The following is a 19,981-nucleotide window of genomic DNA, read 5'->3' as shown; positions in this document are numbered from 1 at the left end:
ATCGGATGGCTCAGTTGTCGGACAGATGGTAGCCGTTGCGCATGCCCATGCTGGCCGTATAAAGCACCTGGCTCAGCAGATCGTCGGTCTCCTTGCGCAGACGTTCGGCCATGTCCTCGTTGGCAGCCTCCAGCACTTGGCGAACCTCTGGGTTATCAGTGCCCTTGTCGGCGCCTTCCAAACGGGCCACCTGCTCGTCTGCAGCGGTGATCATGCGATGACCCTCAGCGCCTACGCTCTGCTGATAGCGTTCGACGGCCGCCGAAGTGCCCGCAAAGGCCGAGTCGCACAGGGCGGCGACCAGCCGGTCGGACCAGTAGAGGCTGTCGGTGGAGACCCGCCCCGTGGTGTTGGCCAGATAGTCGGGTGTGCGATCCACATTGGTATAGAAGGGAACCAAGGCGTTGAAGGCGTTGGACCCATATGAAATCCACTGGATGGCCCTGCATGATTCAGGCTGGTAGGGGCGCAGCTGGATTAGGGACAGCTGGTCGTTGCGATTGATGCCGATGGGGCGGTAAAGTCCCTTGGTATGCTCGTCGCCGGTCCGCCCATAGGGATCGTAGGGTGTGCCCTGATAGTGGGAGCTGAGCAGGTACTTGACATCCTCCACGGTAATTAGCCGCTCAGGCTGACGGCACCAGGGAATGTTGTCGCTGGCGGGAGTGTGATCGGCATCCGGCCCGTCCCAGATCTCGTCATAGGGATTGAGGAAGCGCTGCATGTACCAGGCCCGAGGCGTGTTATATACGTGGTCTGAATCGCTGTGGGATCCAAAGGCGTCACGCGGGTTGAAGGGCGAAGCCGACTCCACGGACAAGTCCAGGTGGTTGTCGGCGATGAACTCCCGCAGGTCGGCCGAGCAGAGGTGGTCGGTCTGGTCTCCGAAGGCGTCGTCCAGATCGAACTCGTCGATGCCCAGCTGGTTGGGCATGGTCACATAGGAGTCATCAGGCACACGCTTGGCGATCCAGTGATGGCCGCCCACAGTCTCCATCCACCAGATCTCGTCCACATCGCTGAAGGCGATGCCATTCATCTCGTAGGTGCCGTAGCGCTCCAGCAGGGAGCCCAGCCGCTGAACGCCCTCCCGAGCCGAGTGGATATAGGGCAGGACGATGGTGACCAAGTCCTCCTCGCCGATGCCTCCGGGCGCTGCGGCCAGGTAGTCCTTATCCCCAGGACGGCCCTGGGCAGTGGTGGGCTCAACCAGAGGATCTGCACCCAGAACACGTTCGTTGGTGGTAATGGTCTCGGTGGCTGACATGGCCACGTTGGCGCTGTTGACGCCTGCAGCAGCCCAGAGCCCCTGATCGTGCAAAGCGTCGGGCACCGAGGTATATCGCATGGGATCCTCGGGCAGGTCTATCTCCAGGTGGCTGATCACACTGTGGTAGTGCCGTGGCTGCTGGTCAGGAGTGACTAACACGAAGCGCTTGGGACGAAACTCTCCGTTGGACGAGTCCTCATTCCGAGCGATGATGGTGGACCCGTCATAACTGGCATTCTTGCCTATCAGAAGCGTGGTGCAGGGCATATGAGCGTCTTCCTTTGTCTGATCGCGGTCAGCGTCATCACCAGTCAGAATGTCGGTGGATGCCTTTCGAACCGACTGCGTGGCAGGCAGGGATGACGGCCGTCTGCGCACTTGGGGCATGGCCTCACTCTAGTGCTAGACCGCCCCAACCAGGTCAGGCATCAGCTGGCAGCCAGGCCCGAGCTGCTGCGGCCACCGGCTGGGCGGAATGGATGGCATGGGCCAGGGCATTCAGCCAGAACCCCTCCTCTAGGCCCGGCAGAGTTTCTCGTGTGGCCCAGACCGACAGCACATAGTCATGAACCCGGTCCGGAGGCGTAGGACCGTTGTAACGCATAAGCACGGCGGGGTCGTCAGCGATCTCCTTCTCCATGACCAGGGGCGAGGCCGCCGAGGTGCGCCCTTGAGGCACACCGGGAATCAGATTAGACAGATTTCTGGAGAAGTCTTCGGGAATCGCCAGAACAGAGCTTCCGGTCCCCTCGGGCTGCAAGGCGAGCAAGGCCTCGATGGGCAGGTTGGCCAGGGACCAGTGAATCCAAGGGAAGCCGCACACGGGCACGGAGTCAGGATCCACCAGCATCCAGTGCAGGCAGCGGGCCTCCTGAGGCACGTCCTCAAGGCGGAAGGGGAAGGAGACTACAGGACGTCCCTTGCGGGTAAGGGACTGAGGGGCGCGCTTGGCATACCGATCGGGAATGGTGCCGAAATCAGTGATAATCCTCATGATTCGATTCTCGCCCGCCCAGCCGACGAGGTCAAGTTCATCCTTGAAAACAGCCGCGAACAGCGTCCAGCATAATAAATCCCGCCACCCTACGCTAAAAGTGCAAGGGCCGCCTGGATCCTTCCGCATGGAAATGATCCGGGCGGCTCTAAATTGGACTGGAGAAAGGAATCAGCAAGACCTTTCTCCTGGCGCTTATGTGGCGAACTTGTGCATGCCTATTCGGCCTTTGCGGCCTTGGCCTGTGCACGAGCGGCCTTGGCGGCTGCGCGAGCCTGAGCCTTGGCCTCCTTCTCTTCAGCCTCGACACTGGCGATGAACTCAGCATGCTTGGCAGCAGGCATCCATCCAGTGTTGACCACCTTGACCTGCCAGACACAGGCCAGGGCGAAGATCACCACCGCCAGAATCACCAGGACCACGGCCCCAACGGGAATGCCCAGCTGGGACAGCTTGCCGACCACAGTGCCATACCAGGCAAAATCAGCATCCCCGAAGGTGGCGTTGGACAGGCCGAAGCTGCCCAGAACCGTCATCAGGATGGCCGGCAGGAAGGTGATCAGCAGACCGTTGATGAAGCCGCCGACCACAGCCCCGATGCGGCCGCCGGTTGCGTTGCCGAAGACGCCGGCGCCGCCGCCATCGAAGAAGTGGGGCACCATGCCCGGCAGGATCAGAGCCAGACCCCAGACGGGCCCGAGCCAGACGGCTATGATGACCAGAGCCACCAGACCGCCGGCGAAGGAGGCCAGGAAGCCAATCAGGGATGCATTGGCACCATAGGGGAAGACGATGGGGATATCCAGGGCAGGACGGGCGCCAGGAACCACCTTGTTGGCGATGCCTTGGAAGGCGGGCACCAGCTCACCCAGGATGATACGGACACCGTACAGGATGATGCTCACGCCGATGCCGAACTGCAGGGCCTGGGCGAAGGCGGCCATGAAGAAGGCTCCCCAGTTGGCCGGATGAGAGGGGAAGACGGCGAAAGCCGCTTTGGCAGGCACCACCAAGGCGGTCCAGATGGCGAAGACCAAATAGAGGATGACCATGAGCAGGGTGGTGGAGACCATGGAATCACGCAGGAAGCTCAGCCCCTTGGGGAAGTCGATGTCCTCGGTGGAACGCGACTTCTTGCCCACAGCGCCGCCAACCGCACCCGAGACCACGTAGCCCAAGGTGTTGAAGTGACCGATGGACAGCTTGTCGCTGCCGGTCACCCGGTTCATGTAAGGCTGGGCGAAAGCGGGCATGGCCACCATGATCACGCCCATGAGCAGGGCGCCGATCAGCACGATAAGCAGGTTGTTGCCCTTGCCGAACCCGATCGAAAGGACCAGAGCCAGCAGGGTGGACATGAAGACCATATGGTGGCCGGTCAAGAAGACGTACTTGAGGGGGGTGAACCGGGCCAGCAGGATCATGACGATGAAGCTGAGCACGATGATGTAGGCGGAGGCTGCGCCGAACTGGCTGGAGGCCTGGGCCACGATCACCTCGTTGGTGGGTACGACCCCGTGGGCCCCGGTAGCTTTGAAGACCAGCTTGCCGAAGGGACCCAGGGCGTTGGTCACGACAGTGGCGCCGGCGCCCAGAATCAGATAGCCCATGGCCGCCTTGAGGGCACCCGAAATGACCTGGCCCGCACTCCGTTTCAGGGCGATCAGGCCGATGGCCGCCACGATGCCAATCAGATAGGCGGGCACATTCAGAATCTCCTGGCTGATGAAGTTCAGCACCGCAAGGAAGACATTCATTGTTTGTCCTTACTATTTCTCTCTTGTTGTCAAGTTAAAGAGCGGGTATTCCATCGGCCTGGCGATGATGAATGTCCGCCGGACTCATCAGTCGGCGTACTGCTCCAGGATGCCCTTGATTTCGTCCTTGTCCATGAAATTCTGGACGGTCTCGACTGGGGTCGTGGTCCCCTCCAGCTCGGGCGCCAGCTGAGGCGACGTCAGCACCAGGTCGTTCATGTTGGCCGTGCCCTTGGCGCTGCCCGCGTCGGAGGTGGTCACAGTCACATCCATGCCCAGCTCCGATGCCACCTGCTCCACGTTGACCTTGAGCAGAACCGAAGTGCCAATTCCGTTGCCGCATACGCAGAGAATATCCATGAGTTGCTCCTTTGTTCCTTGTTTGCTTCTTACTGCTTCTTGTATTTGCCATGCTGGGATCCGCAAAAGCGGGTCCTGCTTCACGATCCAAGAATGGCGCGGACCTCGTCAGGGGTGCCGGCCTTGGCCAGCTGCTCGGTCTTCTTCGCGTCGGTCAGAGCACCGGCGATGGCGGACATCACTTGCAGGTGCTCATGCTCATCCCGTCCGGCCAGACCAATCACCAGGGAGACCGGATCGTTGGCCTTGTTGCCGAACTCGACAGGCGTGGACAGCCTTACCCAGCTCAGGCCGGTTCCCAGGACCGCCTCGCTGGGCCGGGAATGAGCCAGAGCCAAACCGGGGGCGATGACGATGTAGGGACCCATCTTCTCAACAGTCTCGATCATCTGGTCCGTGTAGGCATCGGTGGCGAACCCGGAGGCCACCAGTCTGTCGCCCGCCTTGCGAATGGCATCCCGCCAATCAGTCGCCGGCACATCCAAGGCGAAGGATGTGTCGGGAAGGAAGGCTTGGAAATCTGTCATGTCTGCTCCTTGCTCGTGCTGTTTGACTTGATCGACTGCACCGGATCCGATGGATTTGCACAAATCCGGCCGGCTGCTCACCACCCCTGGGGATGATAGAACCCTCCGTCCAGAGCCTTGGCGGCGAGCGCCTTGGCCTCATCCATGGTGTGCTTGGCCAGTTCGGCGCGGACATCATCCAGGGCGACCGGAGTCATGGACAGGCTGGTCACGCCGATTCCGGCCAAAACCACGGCCAGGTCCGGATCCGCAGCAGCCTCGCCGCAAACTCCGACAGGCATGTCATTGGCTTGACCGGCATCAGCGATGAGCTTGATGGCCCTGAGGACGGCTGGGTGCCAGGCGGTCTGATAGGAGGCGACCGAGCCCAGCGTGCGGTCGGCGGCCAGCGTGTACTGGGTCAGATCGTTGGTGCCGATGCTGACGAAGTCAGCCACCTTGGCTACCTTGTCGGCCATCAGGGCGATTGAAGGAACCTCAGCCATGACGCCCACGCGCTTGAGCCCCTTGCTCTTGCCCAGACGGACGAAATAATCGGCCTCGTGCTCATCAGCAACCATGGGCGCCATGACCCACAGATCTGCATCAGTCTCGGCATCAGCCCGGGCCAGGGCCTCCAGCTGATCCTCCAGGACCTGGCTGTGGACCTTGAGCGTGCGCAGGCCACGCAGTCCCAGGGCCGGATTTGGCTCGTCGGCCTGGGTCAGGAAGGGCAAAGGCTTGTCAGCGCCGGCATCCAGCAGACGGATGACCACCTTGCGGCCAGGGAAGCGTTCAAGAAGAGCACGGTAAGCCTTAGCCTGCTCCTCGACACCGGGCGCCTGCTCGTTGCCGAGGAAGAGGAACTCCGAACGGAAGAGCCCAACCCCCTCAGCTCCATACTCCAGGGCCGGATCGGCATCCGCAGGCTTGCCGACATTGGCCAGGAGGGGGATTCTGGTTCCGTCCTTGAGCTGGCCCGGGCGGCCCCGCAAAGCCTTGGCCTGATCCGCATCGCGGCGGGCCTGCTCAGCTTTCTCAATCTGTTCCTTGGTAGGATCGGCTGTCACCTTGCCGGCGGCGGCATCGACAATGACTGTCTGCCCGTCGCACAGCCCAGCTGCGTCCTGAGCGCCTACGACGGCGACAATCCCTCGGGACCGGGCCAGAATGGCGGTATGGCTGGTCGGACCGCCCTCAATGGTGACAATGGCCAGAACCTTGGCCATGTCCAAGCTGGAAGTGTCGGCCGGAGACAGATCAGGGGCGACCAGGACGAATGGCTTGTCGCTTTCTGGCACGCCCGGCGCCGGGACGCCGAGCAGATGGGCGATAACACGCTGGCCTACATCATGCAGATCGTTGGCACGCTCCCCCATGTAGCCGCCGATGGCCCGGAGCTTTTCTTCGAAGTCGGCAAAGGCCTCATAAACGGACCGTTCGGCGGTTTTGCCACCCTCCAGCAGGGATCGGATCGAGGTCTTCAGGGCCGGGTCCTGGGCCATTTGGGCCAAGGCGGTCAGAATCGGTGCAGCATCCTTGGCCCCCTGCCCATCCTGGGCGGCCTTGGCACGCGCAAGCAGGTCCTTGTTGACCGAGGTCAGAGCGGATTCGACCCTGCCGAATTCAGCATCCGCCATCAGATTCTCAGGCCTCGCCTCATCGCCGGGCACATCCAGTCCGGCCGCCATATGAATGACCGGGCCAATGGCAACGCCGCGGCCAATGCCTACGCCTTGGATCTCCATGTCGCACTCCTTAGTGCCTGCCACTTCGTCCGCGCTGAACTAGGGGCCAACTCGGAGGCAGAAGTGGAAACGTTCTTTGAGCAACGGTGTTCAGTATACACACATTCATTTTATTTTCAACGGTAATCGATTTCTGGCATCTGTGGGCTATCGTGGTATGATATCCAGCGTATCCATAACCCGGCATGCCGGTCCATCGAGGCCGGCCCCACCACGGAGAGAGCTGATCATCATGGCAACAGCACAGCGATCCACCATCATCACCGATCCAGTCGGCATCCACGCCAGGCCCGCTTCGGAATTCTCGCAGGCCGCCGCATCAAGCGGTTGCAAGGTCACCATAGCCAAGGGCGATGGAGCTCCTGTGGAAGCGGGCAGCATCCTGATGGTCATGAGCCTGGGCATCGCCAAGGGCGACCAGGTCACCGTGACCGTCGATGGGGACGATGCTGGATCCGTAGCAGATGCCTTGGTGGCCAAGCTGACCCAGGCCGAATAACCCACAGCCCGCATCAGGCGCTAGCGGAAAGGACCTTTAAGCAGCCAATGGGACGATCGGCGGACAGTCAGCCCTCCATTGCCAACGTCGCAGCCTTGGCGGGCGTCTCGACGGCAACCGTATCCCGCGTTCTTTCCGGCCATAGACGCAAAAACGACGACATCAGTCGACGGGTTCACGCAGCGGCCGAGAAACTCAATTATTCGGCCAATTTTGCTGCCAGTGCCCTGCGTTCGGACCGCAGCAGGACCTTGGGCCTGGTTTTGTGCGGTGCCACTGGAAGCGTGGCAGGATCCATCCTGGATCTGCTGAGCCGGCGGCTGACCGGACAACACCGTTATCTGATGGTCGCCTCCGTCGACGGCAATCAGGCCCTTGAAGCTGCAATGAGGTCAATGGCGGCCCGCCGGACCGAGGGGGTCATCGTCGTCCCCTCCCTGGATGAAGATCCGTCCGGGATGCCAGTCGATTTGCCCGCCGAATTGCCGGTCGTCCAAGTAGGAGGCAAACCTCTCTCCTATCACACCAGCTGGGTCGGCATGGACCAGGCGGCCTCCATGAGGCTGATCATCGCCCACCTGGCCGAGCAGAACGCGCACGCCGTAGCCTATCTGAGCCGCGAGCTGAACACCAGCGCCGCCACAGAGCTTTTCAGCACCTTCTCAACCCTGACCAACACTCTGGGCATTACGCCAGAACCGGACTGGGTCCAATTCGGCCCCTGCAGCATGCGTCGTGGCCACGATAATGTCATGGCCATGCTTGCCGATGGCAGCAGCCATCCAGATGCCATCATCTGCGGGGATGACTCGCTGGCGCTGGGAGCCCTGATGGCTTGCCGGGAGCTGGGGATCCAGGTTCCCGATCAGCTCAAGGTTGCGACATTCGTCGACAGCCCGGCCTGCCTGATAAGCAGTCCGACCCTGACCGCAGTCAGGCCGCCATTGGAGGACATCGTCCGTGAGGCTCTGCGGCTGGTTGATGCCAAAGGGCCATCCATCCTTCCCTCACATGTGGCCTTGCCGCCCCAGTTGCAATGCAGGGAATCGACCTGGTCACCAAGGATCGGCAGCAGCGACATGACCTCGCCCGGCACCTTCACATATTGAATTCGGTTTACACCAGCAGGGCGCATAGGAGGGCCTCAAAGACCAGCAATGGGGCGCCGTTGGCCGCGAGTCTTTCGCGGGCACGGGCAATCAGCTGAATGCGGTCGATGGCCCCCTGCCTGGAAAGCCTGACGGACAGTTCAGCGATTGCCGCCCGATTCTCCAGATTGACCAAGCCGGCTTTCTCCTCAGCGCCGTTCTGCAGGACGCCCACATCCCGATAGACGCTGGCCAGGGTGCTCAGGTTGCGGTCCAACACATCCCTGGTCAGTCTTGTCACCCGTCGACGAACCTGGTCCTTGCCGCCCAAGGCATGGTAGGCCCCGCGCAGCTGGCGTGGGATGCGTTCCTTGTCACTCAGACCGTTGATCTGCCGAAACTCCCGCTCGTCCCCAGCCACCTCATCATCCACGGTAGCGGTGGCCTGATCACGGGCCGCATCAACCACCCGGCCAGCCAGAATCACGGCATCCGAAGCACGCCGCAGGCCCAGCAGGCCCACCACCAGCTCATCACGATCGGCCAGGACCTGATCCCTTGTAGCGTAGAGACGGGCTATGCCGATGTGCCCCTGGGCCAGACGGGCAGCCTTGGCGGCCAGAGGCCGATCCACCCCCACCTGGTCAGTCAGAAAATCATCCACTGCAGTGTTGGACGGCACCGCCAGGTTGAGCACCCTGGTCCGTGAGCGGATGGTGGGCAGCACATCCTGGGCGCTGGGTGCACAAAGAAGCCAGATGGTACGCTCAGCCGGCTCTTCGATCTCCTTGAGCAGCACATTGGTGGTCCGCTCGAGCATCCGGTCCACGTCTTCGATGATGATGACCCGCCAGCGCGAAGTCGCAGGCATCTGCTCCGAGGTCATGATCAGCTCTCTTACTTCGTCGATGCCGATGGTGACCTTGTTGGTGGCCAGTATGGTCACGTCTGGATGGGTCCCGGCCAGGACCTGCTGGGTGACGCGGGTGGGCTGGTCGCTCAATCCCTGGTCAGGACTGATCAGGGCAGCCGCGAATGCCCGGGCCAGATTGGACCGCCCTGATCCAGGAGGGCCGCAGATCAACCAGGACTGCGCTACCTCGTCATGACCTTGCGCCTGAGCGGCCACCGTCCGCTTGAGTAGCTCGACCGTGGGCTGCTGGCCCACAATGGCGTCCCAGACGCTCATCGGATCTTCCGCAGGAGCCGGGACCGGAGCAGCCAGCGAGCGCGAGAACCTGCAGGAGCCGAATCATCGTCAGCATCGCCGCCGACTGGTTCGCCTTCGATGGGCTGGTCATCCTGGTCAGCATCAGCCTCCGGCGCCTGATCGGACGTATCCGCAGCCTCGGTCCAGACCGACTCGGCACTCTGCTCATCGTCCTCATATCCTGCCGTCGATTCATCCTCGTCGGCATCGTCCTGAGCATCAGTGTCGTCATTCTCATCATCGACCTGCGGCAGATCCGACTCGCGCCCTTCGACCAACTTGTCCAAATCGTCCTGGATGATCTGCCAGACCTGGTCGATGGATTGGGTGGCGTCGATAACCAGGAACCGGTCGGGCTCCCTCCGAGCCAGCTGCAGGAATGCCTGACGCACATGCTGCTGAAAGTCGTCGCCAGCAGACTCCAGCCGATCGGGCTCATGATCCAGACGCGACTTGGACTGAGCCGGATCCGCGTCCAGCAGGTAGGTGCGCTTGGGCAGAAGGCCCTGACTGGCCCACAGGCTCAGCCGACGAATCACATCCACCGACAGATCACGGCCTCCGGCCTGATAGGCCACTGAGGAATCCAAGTAACGATCGCAGAGCACAATGTCTCCACGATCCAGAGCCGGACGCACCACCTGGGCCACATGCTCGGCCCGATCCGCCGCATAGAGCAGGGCCTCGGTCCTGGGAGCCAGATCATCGGATGCATCAACCACGTCGGTACCTCCGGTCACGGCGACCGAGGGGAAAGCGGCCAAGCCGTGAAGGACGAGTTCCCGAATGGTCAATCCGGCAGGGGTGCCGCCTGGCTCGCGGGTAACCAGGGATCGCAGGCCGCACTCCTGCAGATAGTTATGTGCTCGTTGAACCTGGGTGGTTTTGCCTGCACCATCCACGCCCTCGAAGGAAATGAACAAACCATCGCTCATGCCTTATGCTCCGTACTCTTGGAAGTCTTGGCGGTTTTGGCCTTCTTTGTGGTTTTACGGGCGCGAGTGACCGACTTGCCAGCTGTAGATTTGCTGGACGCCGACTTGCGGGCGGCGGACTTTCGCGCAGTCGACTTGCGGGCGGTCCGGCCGCGTCGCTTGACAGGCCCGGCCGCGCGCTTCTCTGCCAGCAGGCGGAAGGCCACCTCCGGCTCGATGGACTGGGCCGTGTACTGCTTGGGCAGGGTCCTATTGGTCTGCCCGTCAGTGATGTAGACACCGTAGAACCCGTCCTTGATGGTGACGGGCTTGCCGCTGTCAGGGTCCGTACCCAGCTCACGAAGGGGAGGCTTGGCCGCGCTCCGGGAACGCCGTCCGTACTTGGGCTGGTCGAAGAGAGCCTTGGCCCCGGCCTGGTCGATGGTGAAAATCTGCCCCTCGTCAGTCAGCGAACGCGTCTCGGTGCCGCCATCGGCCTTGGTAGCCGTCAGGTAGGGGCCATAACGGCCGTTGCTGGCCGTGACGGTGGCATGGTCGACTTCTCCCGTTTTTGCATTGGTCAGTTCGATGCTGCCCACCGTCCTAGGCAGACTGAGCAGCTTCAGAGCTTCCTCCAGGGTGACCGTGCCTGGATCCATGGTCTTGAAGAGCGATGCCATCTTGGGCTTAGGACCTGTCTGTTTGGTTGTCCGTGCGGTCTTGCCGGTCGGCTTTTTCTGCTCGGCCGCTTCCTCCTCGGGGCTGATCAAGGCCACGTAGGGCCCGAATCTGCCCTTGCGCACCTCGACCCGACCGCCGGTCTGCGGATCCTTGCCCAGCTGACGGGGACCGCCAGCGTTGGCTGCAATCAGTTCATGGCCCGCAGCCACGGTCAGCTCGTCCGGAGCCATGGTGGGCGGCAACGAGGCCCGCTTGGGGTTGCCATCGGCATCCAGGTCGGCCGTATCCTCAAGATAGGGACCGTAGCGGCCGACCCTCACCTGCAGGCCATCGCCTATCTCGATGGTGTTGATCTTGCGGGCGTCGATGTCTCCAAGCTGGGCCACCTGCTCCTGCAGGCCCTGGTGGGCCTGGTCAGCGTTCTGAGCGGCGCCCGGCCCCGAGCCGAAGTAGAACCGGGTCAGCCAGTCCTTGCCTCGCTCCTTGCCATGGGCGATCATATCCAGGCCGTTCTCCATCTGCGCCGTGAACTGGTAATCCACGTACTTGGGGAAATTGGTCTCCAGCAATCTGACTACCGAAAAGGCCAGCCAGGAAGGTATCAGGGCACGGCCGCGCTCGTAGACGTATCCACGGTCGATGATGGTCGAAATGATGCTGGCATAGGTGGAAGGCCTGCCGATCTCCTTGGCCTCCAGGGTCTTGACCAGGGAGGCCTCGGTGTAGCGTGCAGGCGGCTGGGTTTCATGCCCGTCAGGTTCTGCCGAGGCGGCACGAAACACGTCCCCCTGCTGGACCGGAGGCAGGGAAGAGCCCTCATCGGTCTGCTCAGAGCCTGCACCCATGGCCTTGAGGAAGCCAGGGAACGTGATGACGGTGCCTGAAGCCTGGAAGAGGGCCGTACCCTCCCTGCCCGCCTGCGCCGACAGGCGGATAGTGGCTGTAGACCCGGTGGCGTCGGCCATCTGCGAAGCCAGGGTGCGCCGCCAGATCAGGGTGTAGACCTTGAGCTGGTCAGGGGCCAGACGATCGGCCAGATCCTGAGGCCTGTGGAAGATGGAACCGGCGGGCCGGATGCACTCGTGAGCCTCCTGGGCGCCGGCAGTCTTGGTCACATACTGCTTGGACTCAGCCGAAAGATATTCGGCACCGTACTCACGCTCGACCCCCTTGCGGGCAGCGGCAATGGCCTCCTGGGAGAGGGTGACCGAATCCGTACGCATGTAGGTGATGAACCCGTTCTCATAGAGCCCCTGGGCAGCGCGCATGGTGGCCCGTGAACTCATGCCCAGCCGGTTGCCAGCCGTCTGCTGCAGGGTAGAGGTGGTGAAGGGGGGCTGGGGACGCCGCCGGTAGGGCTTGGTCTCCATACCCGTCACCGTGAAGTCCTGATCCTTCAGCGTCTCTGCAAGGTTCCGGGCATGCTGCTCATCCAGCTGCAGGACCTGCTCCTTGGTGGCCGCTTCCGTCAGCTGCCCCTTGGATGTGAAGTCCTTGGAGACCGCCAGCCGCTGCTTCCCCAGGCCGATCATTCGTGCCTGAAAGCCACTCGACGATGCCGATTCCCCGGCATCCTTCTGCACCAGCCGCGCCAACAGATCCCAGTAGGAGGCCTTGACGAAGGCCATGCGCTCTCGCTCGCGCTCCACAATCAGCCGGGTTGCCACAGACTGGACACGCCCGGCGCTCAGCCCCGGACCCACCTTGCGCCAGAGCACCGGTGAAAGCTCGTAGCCATAGAGCCGATCCAGCACCCTGCGGGTCTCCTGGGCATCGACCATGTGGGCATCCACGTCCCTGGTGTGCTTGAGCGAATCCTTGATGGCCTCGGGAGTGATCTCATGAAAGACCATGCGCTTTACCGGCACCTTGGGTTTGAGGGTCTGCACCAGATGCCAGGCGATGGCCTCCCCCTCCCGATCCTCATCAGTGGCCAGGTAGAGCTCATCGGCGTTTTTCAGCGCCTTCTTGAGCTCGGACACCGTGTGCTTCTTCTTATCGTCCACGATGTAGTAGGGCTTAAAGCCATCGTTCACGTCTACGCCGAACTTGCCGTAGGCCTTCTTCTGGGAGGCCGGGACCTGCGATGGCTGGGCCAGGTCGCGGATATGGCCCACCGAGGCCATGACCGTGTAGCCCTTGCCCAGGTACCCGCCGATCTTCTTTGCCTTGGTTGGCGACTCAACAATGACGAGCTTATTGCCGGATGCCATGGCCTCTCCTTATATTGTGGTCTTTCGCACGCCATCTTACTCACGAGGTTCCGTCACCATGCAAATCAAGGGGTTATGTGCACGGGCGTGGATCCCTAAGTCCGATGGTGGATGAATCAGAGTCGATCAGTACTCGCAGAGACTGACCTCAGTTGTTCTGGGGCGGAGCCGGAGGCCGACCGACAAGGCCCATCCTGGTCAGAGGCGAAGCCGTGATCTGCCTCATCGCCAGGACCAGCCCCAGGGTCAGCGACAGCACAGAAGCCGTCAGTATGACGGCCGAGCAATGGACTCCGTAGGCCGTCCACCGGGCTCCGATCTCCAGCCCAGGGCTGACCTGCCAGATGACATAGCAGGCGTAGAGAATCCCCAGGAAACCCGCAACCAGCATCAGGGTGGAGACAATCTGAATCGAAGCCGATGACATTCTGGTCCCAGGAACATCCATCCCGGTTCCCCGCGTAGCGGCCAGAGCAATAAGACAGAGACCGACCGGAATAAGAATGCCCATAATCACGTCTGAGGGGCGATGCCAGCCACCCTGCACCAACGAACAGCCCACGGACAGGTCAAAGGCGAACCCCACCAAGGCGACCGGGGCCCTCCAAACGCGCGGCACCACACAAAGCAGGGCCAGGACCACCGCCAGAGCCAGGACGGTATGCCCGGATGGAGTTGAGTTGGCTGCGGAGGCCTGGGCATGGATAAGCACAGGACGCGGCAGAAAGCGTTTGAGAATGCGGGCCACCCCGTAGACCATCAGAGCATATACGGCAACCTGGCCGAGCAGCCACCACCGGTGTCGCGCCAGAACAACCGCAAAAGCTGCAAGACCCAGCACCACGCAGATCACCACAGTCAAATAAGGAATAGTGAACAGTCCCAGGTAGGCCTTGACCAGGGGCGCCTGGTCAAGGAAACCGCGGAAGTTGGTCAGGGCCATGTCGTCATAAGTCTGCCCGGGAACAGTCCAAACAGCCGCCCACCAGACAAAAGCAGCCAGACCCAGACAGGCCAGACCCGCGACCATGCACAGAACCAGGGCTGAAATCCGAGGTCGGGACGTCAAGGGATCACGGTCAACATGACTGCCGTCCCCTTCGGTCTGTTCATTCGGGTCCCGGTACCAGGTCTCCTGTGCTTCGCCCTGCTTATGCTTGCTGCTCATACCTCAAGACTCTATCCAACGCCTTGGCCGACACCCGACGCTACCGGCCGACGAGCGCGTTCCTTTCACGACCTTCGCGATAATCCAGCGTGTAAAACGGCGATATACAAGCAATCAGCACTACCAGCCAAAAGCCATTGCGGGTTCCGCTGCAAAACTATATGACCTCCCCCTCAATTTGTGTACGAAGTTAACAAAAGATGCTATAGTATGTCCCATACTTGCCAGCATCGGAGCCAGAGGCGGTTAGCGCGATGGCGGCATATTCCAACAGACGGAAAGAAGCGCCATGTATCTCAAGGTGGATCGGGAACCGACCCGGTGTGAACGCGTAATCCGACAACCTGTCAGCCCATATGTGGACACAGCCCTGTCGACTTGCCGGATCCGCAGTCACGAGAAACTCGGAGAACCTGTACCGCTGACGCTCTTCCTGGTGGACACACGCAGCGAAAGACCGGAATTCCGGCCATTCAGAATTGGAACGACCTGGTTCGAGCTGAAAGGAAAGATACCCGTCGGCATGCAGAACCCTGCACTCGACCTGTCCATTGAATTGGACATCGATTTGGGCTGGCATTCCGATTTCGCAGGAGGGCGCATTGAAGGAATGGTATTCCGACCCGATGGCACGGTCATCAAGGCCGTCCACACGCTAAACGCCTGGGTGCCCCTGATAGGCTCAGCCAGAGTCGATTCGGCCATTGCTGCCGATGTCTCCTTCATCCTCTGTCTGGAGTCGCTGATTTTCCCCGACTCGGACACGGATACAGGCATTCACGACTTTCGCCGGACCGCCTCAGCCAGCTGCAGCTTAGTCGACACCCTGGACGAGGCCAGTAGAGTCAAGACGCCAATCCTGAGCGACGTACCCGAAATCGAGCCGCCGGTGGTCCTGGACTCCCTCCAAAGAGCCGTGGTCATCTGGATCAAACTGGCCGACGACGGGACCGGAGACCTGATCAGCGCCTCTACGAGGCAGCCGGGTCCACCGCCAAAGTCCGTTTGCAACCATCTTCGGCTTTCGCCGAAGCCGTCATACGTGAAACAGACACCCTTGAAGGCGATAATCTGCCTGCTGACGAGCCTAGAGCCCTCACCAGCCCCAACGGTTCGGCAATCAGCTCAGCTGAACTCGTCTTCTCCCCCTTCCAGTTGGCCACCCTGCGAGTGACCCGCTGACCAAATATCTCACCCTCATGTATCAACAGATGGAAAGGAACGCAATCATGAACACAACCAGGATCACGAAACTTGCAGCAGCCTGTGGGGCTATCGCCATGATGACGGGACTGGCATCCTGCGGATCCTCAGATACTAGCGCCGACAAGGCAGACGGTACAATCAGCTTCCAGACCAAGAACCTTGAGAGCGTCTACAAGAGCTACTTCCACAAATTAATCGCCAAGTTCGAAAAGCAAAATCCCGGCATCAAGGTCAAGTGGATCGACCAGCCCGGCGACGGATACGCCAATAAGCTCTCGACCGATGCCGCTGCCAACCAGTTGCCCGATGTGATGGACATGATGCCCAAGGATGCCTACATCCTGGCTAAGTCCGGAGCCATCGACAATATCTCCAAAGCCAATCCAGGCATCGAAAACGAGTACACCAAGGGAACTTGGAAGAGCGTGACCTTCAAGGGCTTCGGCGCCGACGGAACCTATGCATACCCCTGGTACCTGACACTCGGTCCAACTTTCTACAATAAGAGGATCCTGACCGAATGCGGCATGAATACAGCCAAGCTGCCGGACTCCTGGGAGTCCTACTTCGAGGCCTCCCATCAGATGGCCGGAACCTGCAAGGACAAATACCAGTGGTCCGCGATGCTCCCTACTATCGGCAGCTTCGGCGAGTACGGCGCTGAAATCATGAACAAGGACCAGACTAAGTTCACCTTCAACTCGCCCAAGGGCGTGGAGCTGGTCCAGCACTATGTCGATATGTATAAGGACGGCATGATAAGCAAGGAGGCCGTCGCCGCGTCAGGATCGCAAAGCACCGACCTGTTCAAACAGGGATCAGTGGCCACCCGTAGCGGCTTTATGTACGACCTGAAGGACTTCAAGCAGAATGCACCCGAAATCTATCAGAATCTTGCCGTGGCACCAGCCATCACCCGGGGGCACCAAAGCCTGAATGAAGAGATTCTGGCTGTGAGTTCACAGTCCAAGCACAAGGACGCCGCCCACAAGTTCGCCGCCTTCGTGACCAACAACACTAACCAGGTGGACTTCGCCAAGAGCTCCCAGACCTTCCCTTCCACGGCCAAGGGCGTAGATGACCCCTACTTCCGGAAAGATGACGGGAGCATCGAGTCCAAGACCGTCGTCATGCTAGCTTCCAAGGTCAAGAACGGCGAGGTCATGGATCCTCCGCAGTTCATCCAGTCCGATCTGGACGAACTGGGCGAGCAGCTCCAGCAGGCCGTCACCGGGCAGATCACAGCCAAGCAGGCCTTGGACACCGCAGTCAAGGATGCCAACGACAGGCTGGCCCAATGAGATTGCCCGCCAGCCACCAAGCTGGGGCCTGCGTGACCCCAGCCCATGATGCTGGTCAGCATCAGCCGGGAAAGGCCAAGGGCTCAAGGACCATTTCGACCATGAAGCCCTGGTCCCCCTGGCTCTTTCTGATCATTCCCATCATCTTTACTCTGGTTTTCACGATTTATCCGTTCCTGAACACCATCCGTCTCTCTTTCACGAATTCGACGCTCCTGCGTACGGGGCAATTCGTAGGCCTGAGCCAGTATTCAGCCGTTCTGGCCGATCCCAAAGTTCACACAGCCCTGCTGAACTCGACGATCTACGCCTTGTGCATGGCTCCGTGCATGGTCATACTGCCTCTTATCCTGGCTGTACTGGTCAATAAGAAGACCAGGATCATGAGCTTCTTCAGGACGGCCTTCTATGTGCCCGCCGTGGCTGGATCGGTCATTTCGGGACTGATCTGGACCAATATGATGAGCGCCAAGGGCTTGGTTAATGCGCTCTTCCTAGGCCTGAAGTGGATCAAAGAACCCATTCCCTTCCTCCAGGATCGTTGGCTGCTGCTCTTCAGCGCCATGTTGGTCACGGTCTGGGGAGGTCTGGGATATTACATGGTCATCTATCTGGCAGCTCTGGCCAACATCGACGACAGCCTTTATGAGGCTGCATCCATCGACGGAGCCGGCCCTGTCCGTCAATTCATTTCGGTGACCATGCCCGGCTGCAGGATGACCATGGTGCTCATCCTGCTCCTTTCATCCATCGCGGCTTTCCGAGTCTTCAACGAGGTCTACATGCTTACCGGAGGCACCGGAGGACTGGGCGGAAAGGACATCACCATGTCCATGCTGATCATGCGCGAGGGTACGGGTCTGACTGCCAGAACCGGCTATGCCAGCGCCTTGAGCATCATCATGTTCTTCATCCTGGGCATCATCACGTCAATTGAGTTCTATGTGCAGAGGAAGGCGGACCACTGATGCGCGCGAACAGAATTACTCCGGGGACCGTCATTCGGTACCTGGCATGCACCGTCTTGTTCATCCTCTTGGTAGGTCCCATCATCTGGCAGGTTTCCTTAGCATTCAAAGGGCGTGGAGACAACATCTACGCCGTCCCGCCCTATTTCATCCCCAAGGATTTCACTTGGGACAACTTCACCCGGGTCTTTCACCAGATCCCGATTCTGCACTATGCCCTCAACTCGCTGATCGTCACTGTGATCAACGTCGTAGGCAATCTGGTAACGGCCACGCTGGCAGGGTACGCCTTGGGCAGGCTCAGGTTCCCTGGCAAGAAGCTGGTGGCCGGATTCATTTTCGGCTGCATGCTAATTCCCGGCGAAACCGTCCTGGTCTCGCAGTTCCTGACCATTCGAGGACTGCATCTGAACAACTCCCTGCTGGGAGTCGTCCTGCCCGGACTGTGTGGAGCCATGAACATTCTACTCATGATGACAGCATTCGCTTCGATCCCTCACGAGCTGGAGGAGGCGGCCGAGGTGGACGGCGCTAATGTTTGGCAGAGGTTCATTCACATCTGCCTGCCCCAGGTCAGAGGTACGGCCATGGTAGTCGCCATCTTCTCTTTCGTGGGTGCATGGAACGACTTCATGTGGCCTCTGGTGGTCATCGGGGACGAGTCCAAGTACACCCTGACTGTAGGGCTGAACAAGCTCAAGGGCGCCTTCGTCACTGATCCGCGACTGATCGCAGCCGGCGCAGTCATTGCTCTGGTCCCTATCATCATCTTCTTTGTGGCCTTCCAACGGTACTTCTTCGACGGCGTGGAGACCGGCGGAGTCAAGGAGTAAGCAGGGATGAGATTCGGCGTCAACTACACACCCTCGCATGGATGGTTCCATACCTGGCTGGACCCTGACTGGCAGGCCATCGGCAGAGATCTGGATCAGATTGCCTCCTTGGGGGCAGACCACATCAGGGTCTTCCCCCTCTGGCCGATCCTCCAGCCCAACCGAACCTTGATCAACAACCAAGGGCTAGAAGACCTGCACCATATGGTCGACCTAGCCGGGCAACGCGGGCTTGACTCTTTTGTGGACGTGGTTCAGGGACACCTGTCGAGCTTCGACTTCCTGCCTTCATGGGTGACCACATGGCATGCCAGGAACATATTCACCGATGAACAGACCATTCATGCCCTAGCCGACCTTATCTTTCAAGTCTATCAGAGCCTGGAAGACCTGGACGGATTCCGAGGAATAACAGTGGGTAACGAGTGTAACCAGTTCCTTGGAACAGCCCATCCCCTGGGTATGACAGCGACCAGCGAGCAGATCGACGCTTGGCTTGATGCTTTGATCAGCCCTTTGGCTGCTCGCGCCGAGCAGGACCATCGCATTCTGGTCCATAGCGAGGATGATGCGGTCTGGTACCTGCCCGGCCATGCCTTCACCCCAATCCAACAAGGTCATATCGGTAGCCTGTCTACGATCCATGCTTGGGTATTCAACGGTGTCATCAGCAAATACGGACCCGGCAGCCAAGAGTGTCTGAGCCATGGACGTTATCTGATCGAATTGGCCAAGGCATATGAGAACCGAGCCCACCGCCCGGTTTGGGCCCAGGAGATCGGCGCCCCGCTCAACGTCATGACCGTCGCCCAGGCACCGACCTTCATGCAGGAATCCGTCAGAAGGATGGCGCAGGCCGACGACCTGTTCGGCATCACTTGGTGGTGCTCCCACGACGTGAACCGTGGCTTGGCTGACTTCCCGGAACTTGAGTATGACCTGGGGTTGATTGATCAGGACGGACGGGTCAAGGAGCTCGGACGCCTCTTCTCCTGTCTGGCCGAAGAGGTCCACAGCCTCTCGAATGGTCGGCAGAACCGGCCCAGCGGTAATCGCGTCGCCATCGTTCTGCCCTCGGACCCTAAGGGAATGTCGCAAATTCGCGGTGCTTGCGCACCTGGCGGGCGAATTTTCGAAGCTTGGATGAAAGACGCAGCCTCGGGCGAATCCCTCCTCTTTACCAACCGGGATCGTGCGAATGACACTGCATACCTGGCGGAACGCGGAATCGGTAGGCTGATCCCAGCCGAGTCGCTCTAGCAACG

Annotated in this window: 16 protein-coding genes and 1 pseudogene; 7 read left to right on the top strand and 10 right to left on the bottom strand. The window is 60.5% G+C overall.

Annotation, left to right across the window (positions count from 1 at the left end; translation table 11 throughout):
- Positions 1–10 precede the first annotated feature (10 nt).
- The 6 genes from J3U06_RS00600 to ptsP form a co-directional block, all read right to left on the bottom strand.
- On the bottom strand, positions 11–1,537 hold the full coding sequence (locus tag J3U06_RS00600; RefSeq protein WP_267444013.1) for a C69 family dipeptidase: 1,527 nt from the start codon (positions 1,535–1,537) through the stop codon (positions 11–13).
- A 154-nt stretch (positions 1,538–1,691) separates the two neighbouring features.
- Positions 1,692–2,264: a YbhB/YbcL family Raf kinase inhibitor-like protein gene (locus tag J3U06_RS00595; RefSeq protein WP_267444012.1), complete on the bottom strand. Its 573-nt coding sequence runs from the start codon at positions 2,262–2,264 to the stop codon at positions 1,692–1,694.
- 218 nt (positions 2,265–2,482) lie between these two features.
- The gene (locus J3U06_RS00590) at positions 2,483–4,021 is read right to left on the bottom strand and encodes a PTS ascorbate transporter subunit IIC (protein ID WP_267444011.1); all 1,539 of its coding nucleotides are present in this window, start codon (positions 4,019–4,021) and stop codon (positions 2,483–2,485) included.
- Positions 4,022–4,108: 87 nt separating this feature from the next.
- Positions 4,109–4,381, bottom strand: a complete 273-nt coding sequence (locus J3U06_RS00585; RefSeq protein WP_024626949.1) for a PTS sugar transporter subunit IIB — start codon at positions 4,379–4,381, stop codon at positions 4,109–4,111.
- Positions 4,382–4,461: 80 nt separating this feature from the next.
- Positions 4,462–4,908: a PTS sugar transporter subunit IIA gene (locus J3U06_RS00580; protein ID WP_267444010.1), complete on the bottom strand. Its 447-nt coding sequence runs from the start codon at positions 4,906–4,908 to the stop codon at positions 4,462–4,464.
- Between the two features lie 77 nt (positions 4,909–4,985).
- Positions 4,986–6,635 (bottom strand): phosphoenolpyruvate--protein phosphotransferase, encoded by a 1,650-nt coding sequence (gene ptsP, locus J3U06_RS00575; RefSeq protein ID WP_267444009.1) that lies wholly within the window; start codon positions 6,633–6,635, stop codon positions 4,986–4,988.
- Positions 6,636–6,867: 232 nt separating this feature from the next.
- Here ptsP and J3U06_RS00570 point away from each other — a divergent pair, with 232 nt between their 5' ends.
- Together J3U06_RS00570 and J3U06_RS00565 are read left to right on the top strand one after the other, a co-directional pair.
- Positions 6,868–7,134 (top strand): HPr family phosphocarrier protein, encoded by a 267-nt coding sequence (locus J3U06_RS00570; RefSeq protein WP_267431047.1) that lies wholly within the window; start codon positions 6,868–6,870, stop codon positions 7,132–7,134.
- 47 nt (positions 7,135–7,181) lie between these two features.
- A complete protein-coding gene (locus J3U06_RS00565) occupies positions 7,182–8,243 on the top strand; it encodes a LacI family DNA-binding transcriptional regulator (protein WP_267444008.1) in 1,062 nt (353 codons plus the stop codon).
- A gap of 7 nt (positions 8,244–8,250) precedes the next feature.
- On the opposite strand, the gene J3U06_RS00560 is transcribed toward J3U06_RS00565, so the two are convergent.
- From J3U06_RS00560 to J3U06_RS00545, 4 genes and pseudogenes are all read right to left on the bottom strand, one after another.
- Complete coding sequence (locus J3U06_RS00560; protein ID WP_267444007.1) at positions 8,251–9,411, bottom strand: DNA polymerase III subunit delta'; 1,161 nt, start codon at positions 9,409–9,411, stop codon at positions 8,251–8,253.
- Positions 9,412–9,713: 302 nt separating this feature from the next.
- Positions 9,714–10,367, bottom strand: a pseudogene (tmk, locus tag J3U06_RS00555) (dTMP kinase); the annotation flags it as partial.
- Positions 10,364–13,240: a type I DNA topoisomerase gene (gene topA, locus J3U06_RS00550; protein WP_267444006.1), complete on the bottom strand. Its 2,877-nt coding sequence runs from the start codon at positions 13,238–13,240 to the stop codon at positions 10,364–10,366. The gene topA and the pseudogene tmk, both read right to left, overlap by 4 nt.
- 148 nt (positions 13,241–13,388) lie before the next feature.
- Complete coding sequence (locus J3U06_RS00545; RefSeq protein ID WP_267444005.1) at positions 13,389–14,408, bottom strand: phosphatase PAP2 family protein; 1,020 nt, start codon at positions 14,406–14,408, stop codon at positions 13,389–13,391.
- A gap of 523 nt (positions 14,409–14,931) precedes the next feature.
- On the opposite strand from J3U06_RS00545, the gene J3U06_RS00540 reads away from it, so the two are divergent.
- From J3U06_RS00540 to J3U06_RS00520, 5 genes are read left to right on the top strand one after another with little or no spacing between them, the layout of a single operon-like run.
- Entirely contained in the window at positions 14,932–15,582 is a 651-nt protein-coding gene (locus tag J3U06_RS00540) for a hypothetical protein (protein WP_267444004.1), read from the top strand.
- 55 nt (positions 15,583–15,637) lie between these two features.
- Complete coding sequence (locus tag J3U06_RS00535) at positions 15,638–16,915, top strand: ABC transporter substrate-binding protein (RefSeq protein WP_267399254.1); 1,278 nt, start codon at positions 15,638–15,640, stop codon at positions 16,913–16,915.
- Complete coding sequence (locus tag J3U06_RS00530) at positions 16,912–17,883, top strand: carbohydrate ABC transporter permease (protein WP_267444003.1); 972 nt, start codon at positions 16,912–16,914, stop codon at positions 17,881–17,883. Before J3U06_RS00535 ends, J3U06_RS00530 begins: the two co-directional genes overlap by 4 nt.
- On the top strand, positions 17,883–18,716 hold the full coding sequence (locus tag J3U06_RS00525; protein ID WP_267399252.1) for a carbohydrate ABC transporter permease: 834 nt from the start codon (positions 17,883–17,885) through the stop codon (positions 18,714–18,716). Before J3U06_RS00530 ends, J3U06_RS00525 begins: the two co-directional genes overlap by 1 nt.
- Before the next feature lie 6 nt (positions 18,717–18,722).
- Positions 18,723–19,976, top strand: a complete 1,254-nt coding sequence (locus J3U06_RS00520; RefSeq protein WP_267444002.1) for a glycoside hydrolase 5 family protein — start codon at positions 18,723–18,725, stop codon at positions 19,974–19,976.
- The last annotated feature ends 5 nt before the right edge of the window (positions 19,977–19,981 follow it).

Source organism: Bifidobacterium sp. B4142 (assembly GCF_026537325.1).
Lineage (GTDB): Bacteria > Actinomycetota > Actinomycetes > Actinomycetales > Bifidobacteriaceae > Bombiscardovia.
The sequence above is the reverse complement of the archived record's forward strand: the minus strand, read 5'-3'. Positions and strand labels throughout refer to the sequence as shown.

What these genes read in the sequence shown, in the direction of transcription:
- J3U06_RS00565 (WP_267444008.1), top strand. Translation starts at nt 7,182, where the DNA reads ATGGGACGATCGGCGGACAGTCAGCCCTCCATTGCCAACGTCGCAGCC.
- J3U06_RS00595 (WP_267444012.1), bottom strand. Translation starts at nt 2,264, where the DNA reads ATGAGGATTATCACTGATTTCGGCACCATTCCCGATCGGTATGCCAAG.
- J3U06_RS00590 (WP_267444011.1), bottom strand. Translation starts at nt 4,021, where the DNA reads ATGAATGTCTTCCTTGCGGTGCTGAACTTCATCAGCCAGGAGATTCTG.
- J3U06_RS00580 (WP_267444010.1), bottom strand. Translation starts at nt 4,908, where the DNA reads ATGACAGATTTCCAAGCCTTCCTTCCCGACACATCCTTCGCCTTGGAT.
- J3U06_RS00545 (WP_267444005.1), bottom strand. Translation starts at nt 14,408, where the DNA reads ATGAGCAGCAAGCATAAGCAGGGCGAAGCACAGGAGACCTGGTACCGG.
- ptsP (WP_267444009.1), bottom strand. Translation starts at nt 6,635, where the DNA reads ATGGAGATCCAAGGCGTAGGCATTGGCCGCGGCGTTGCCATTGGCCCG.
- J3U06_RS00570 (WP_267431047.1), top strand. Translation starts at nt 6,868, where the DNA reads ATGGCAACAGCACAGCGATCCACCATCATCACCGATCCAGTCGGCATC.
- J3U06_RS00600 (WP_267444013.1), bottom strand. Translation starts at nt 1,537, where the DNA reads ATGCCCTGCACCACGCTTCTGATAGGCAAGAATGCCAGTTATGACGGG.
- J3U06_RS00560 (WP_267444007.1), bottom strand. Translation starts at nt 9,411, where the DNA reads ATGAGCGTCTGGGACGCCATTGTGGGCCAGCAGCCCACGGTCGAGCTA.
- J3U06_RS00585 (WP_024626949.1), bottom strand. Translation starts at nt 4,381, where the DNA reads ATGGATATTCTCTGCGTATGCGGCAACGGAATTGGCACTTCGGTTCTG.
- J3U06_RS00520 (WP_267444002.1), top strand. Translation starts at nt 18,723, where the DNA reads ATGAGATTCGGCGTCAACTACACACCCTCGCATGGATGGTTCCATACC.
- topA (WP_267444006.1), bottom strand. Translation starts at nt 13,240, where the DNA reads ATGGCATCCGGCAATAAGCTCGTCATTGTTGAGTCGCCAACCAAGGCA.
- J3U06_RS00535 (WP_267399254.1), top strand. Translation starts at nt 15,638, where the DNA reads ATGAACACAACCAGGATCACGAAACTTGCAGCAGCCTGTGGGGCTATC.
- J3U06_RS00530 (WP_267444003.1), top strand. Translation starts at nt 16,912, where the DNA reads ATGAGATTGCCCGCCAGCCACCAAGCTGGGGCCTGCGTGACCCCAGCC.
- J3U06_RS00525 (WP_267399252.1), top strand. Translation starts at nt 17,883, where the DNA reads ATGCGCGCGAACAGAATTACTCCGGGGACCGTCATTCGGTACCTGGCA.
- J3U06_RS00540 (WP_267444004.1), top strand. Translation starts at nt 14,932, where the DNA reads ATGCAGAACCCTGCACTCGACCTGTCCATTGAATTGGACATCGATTTG.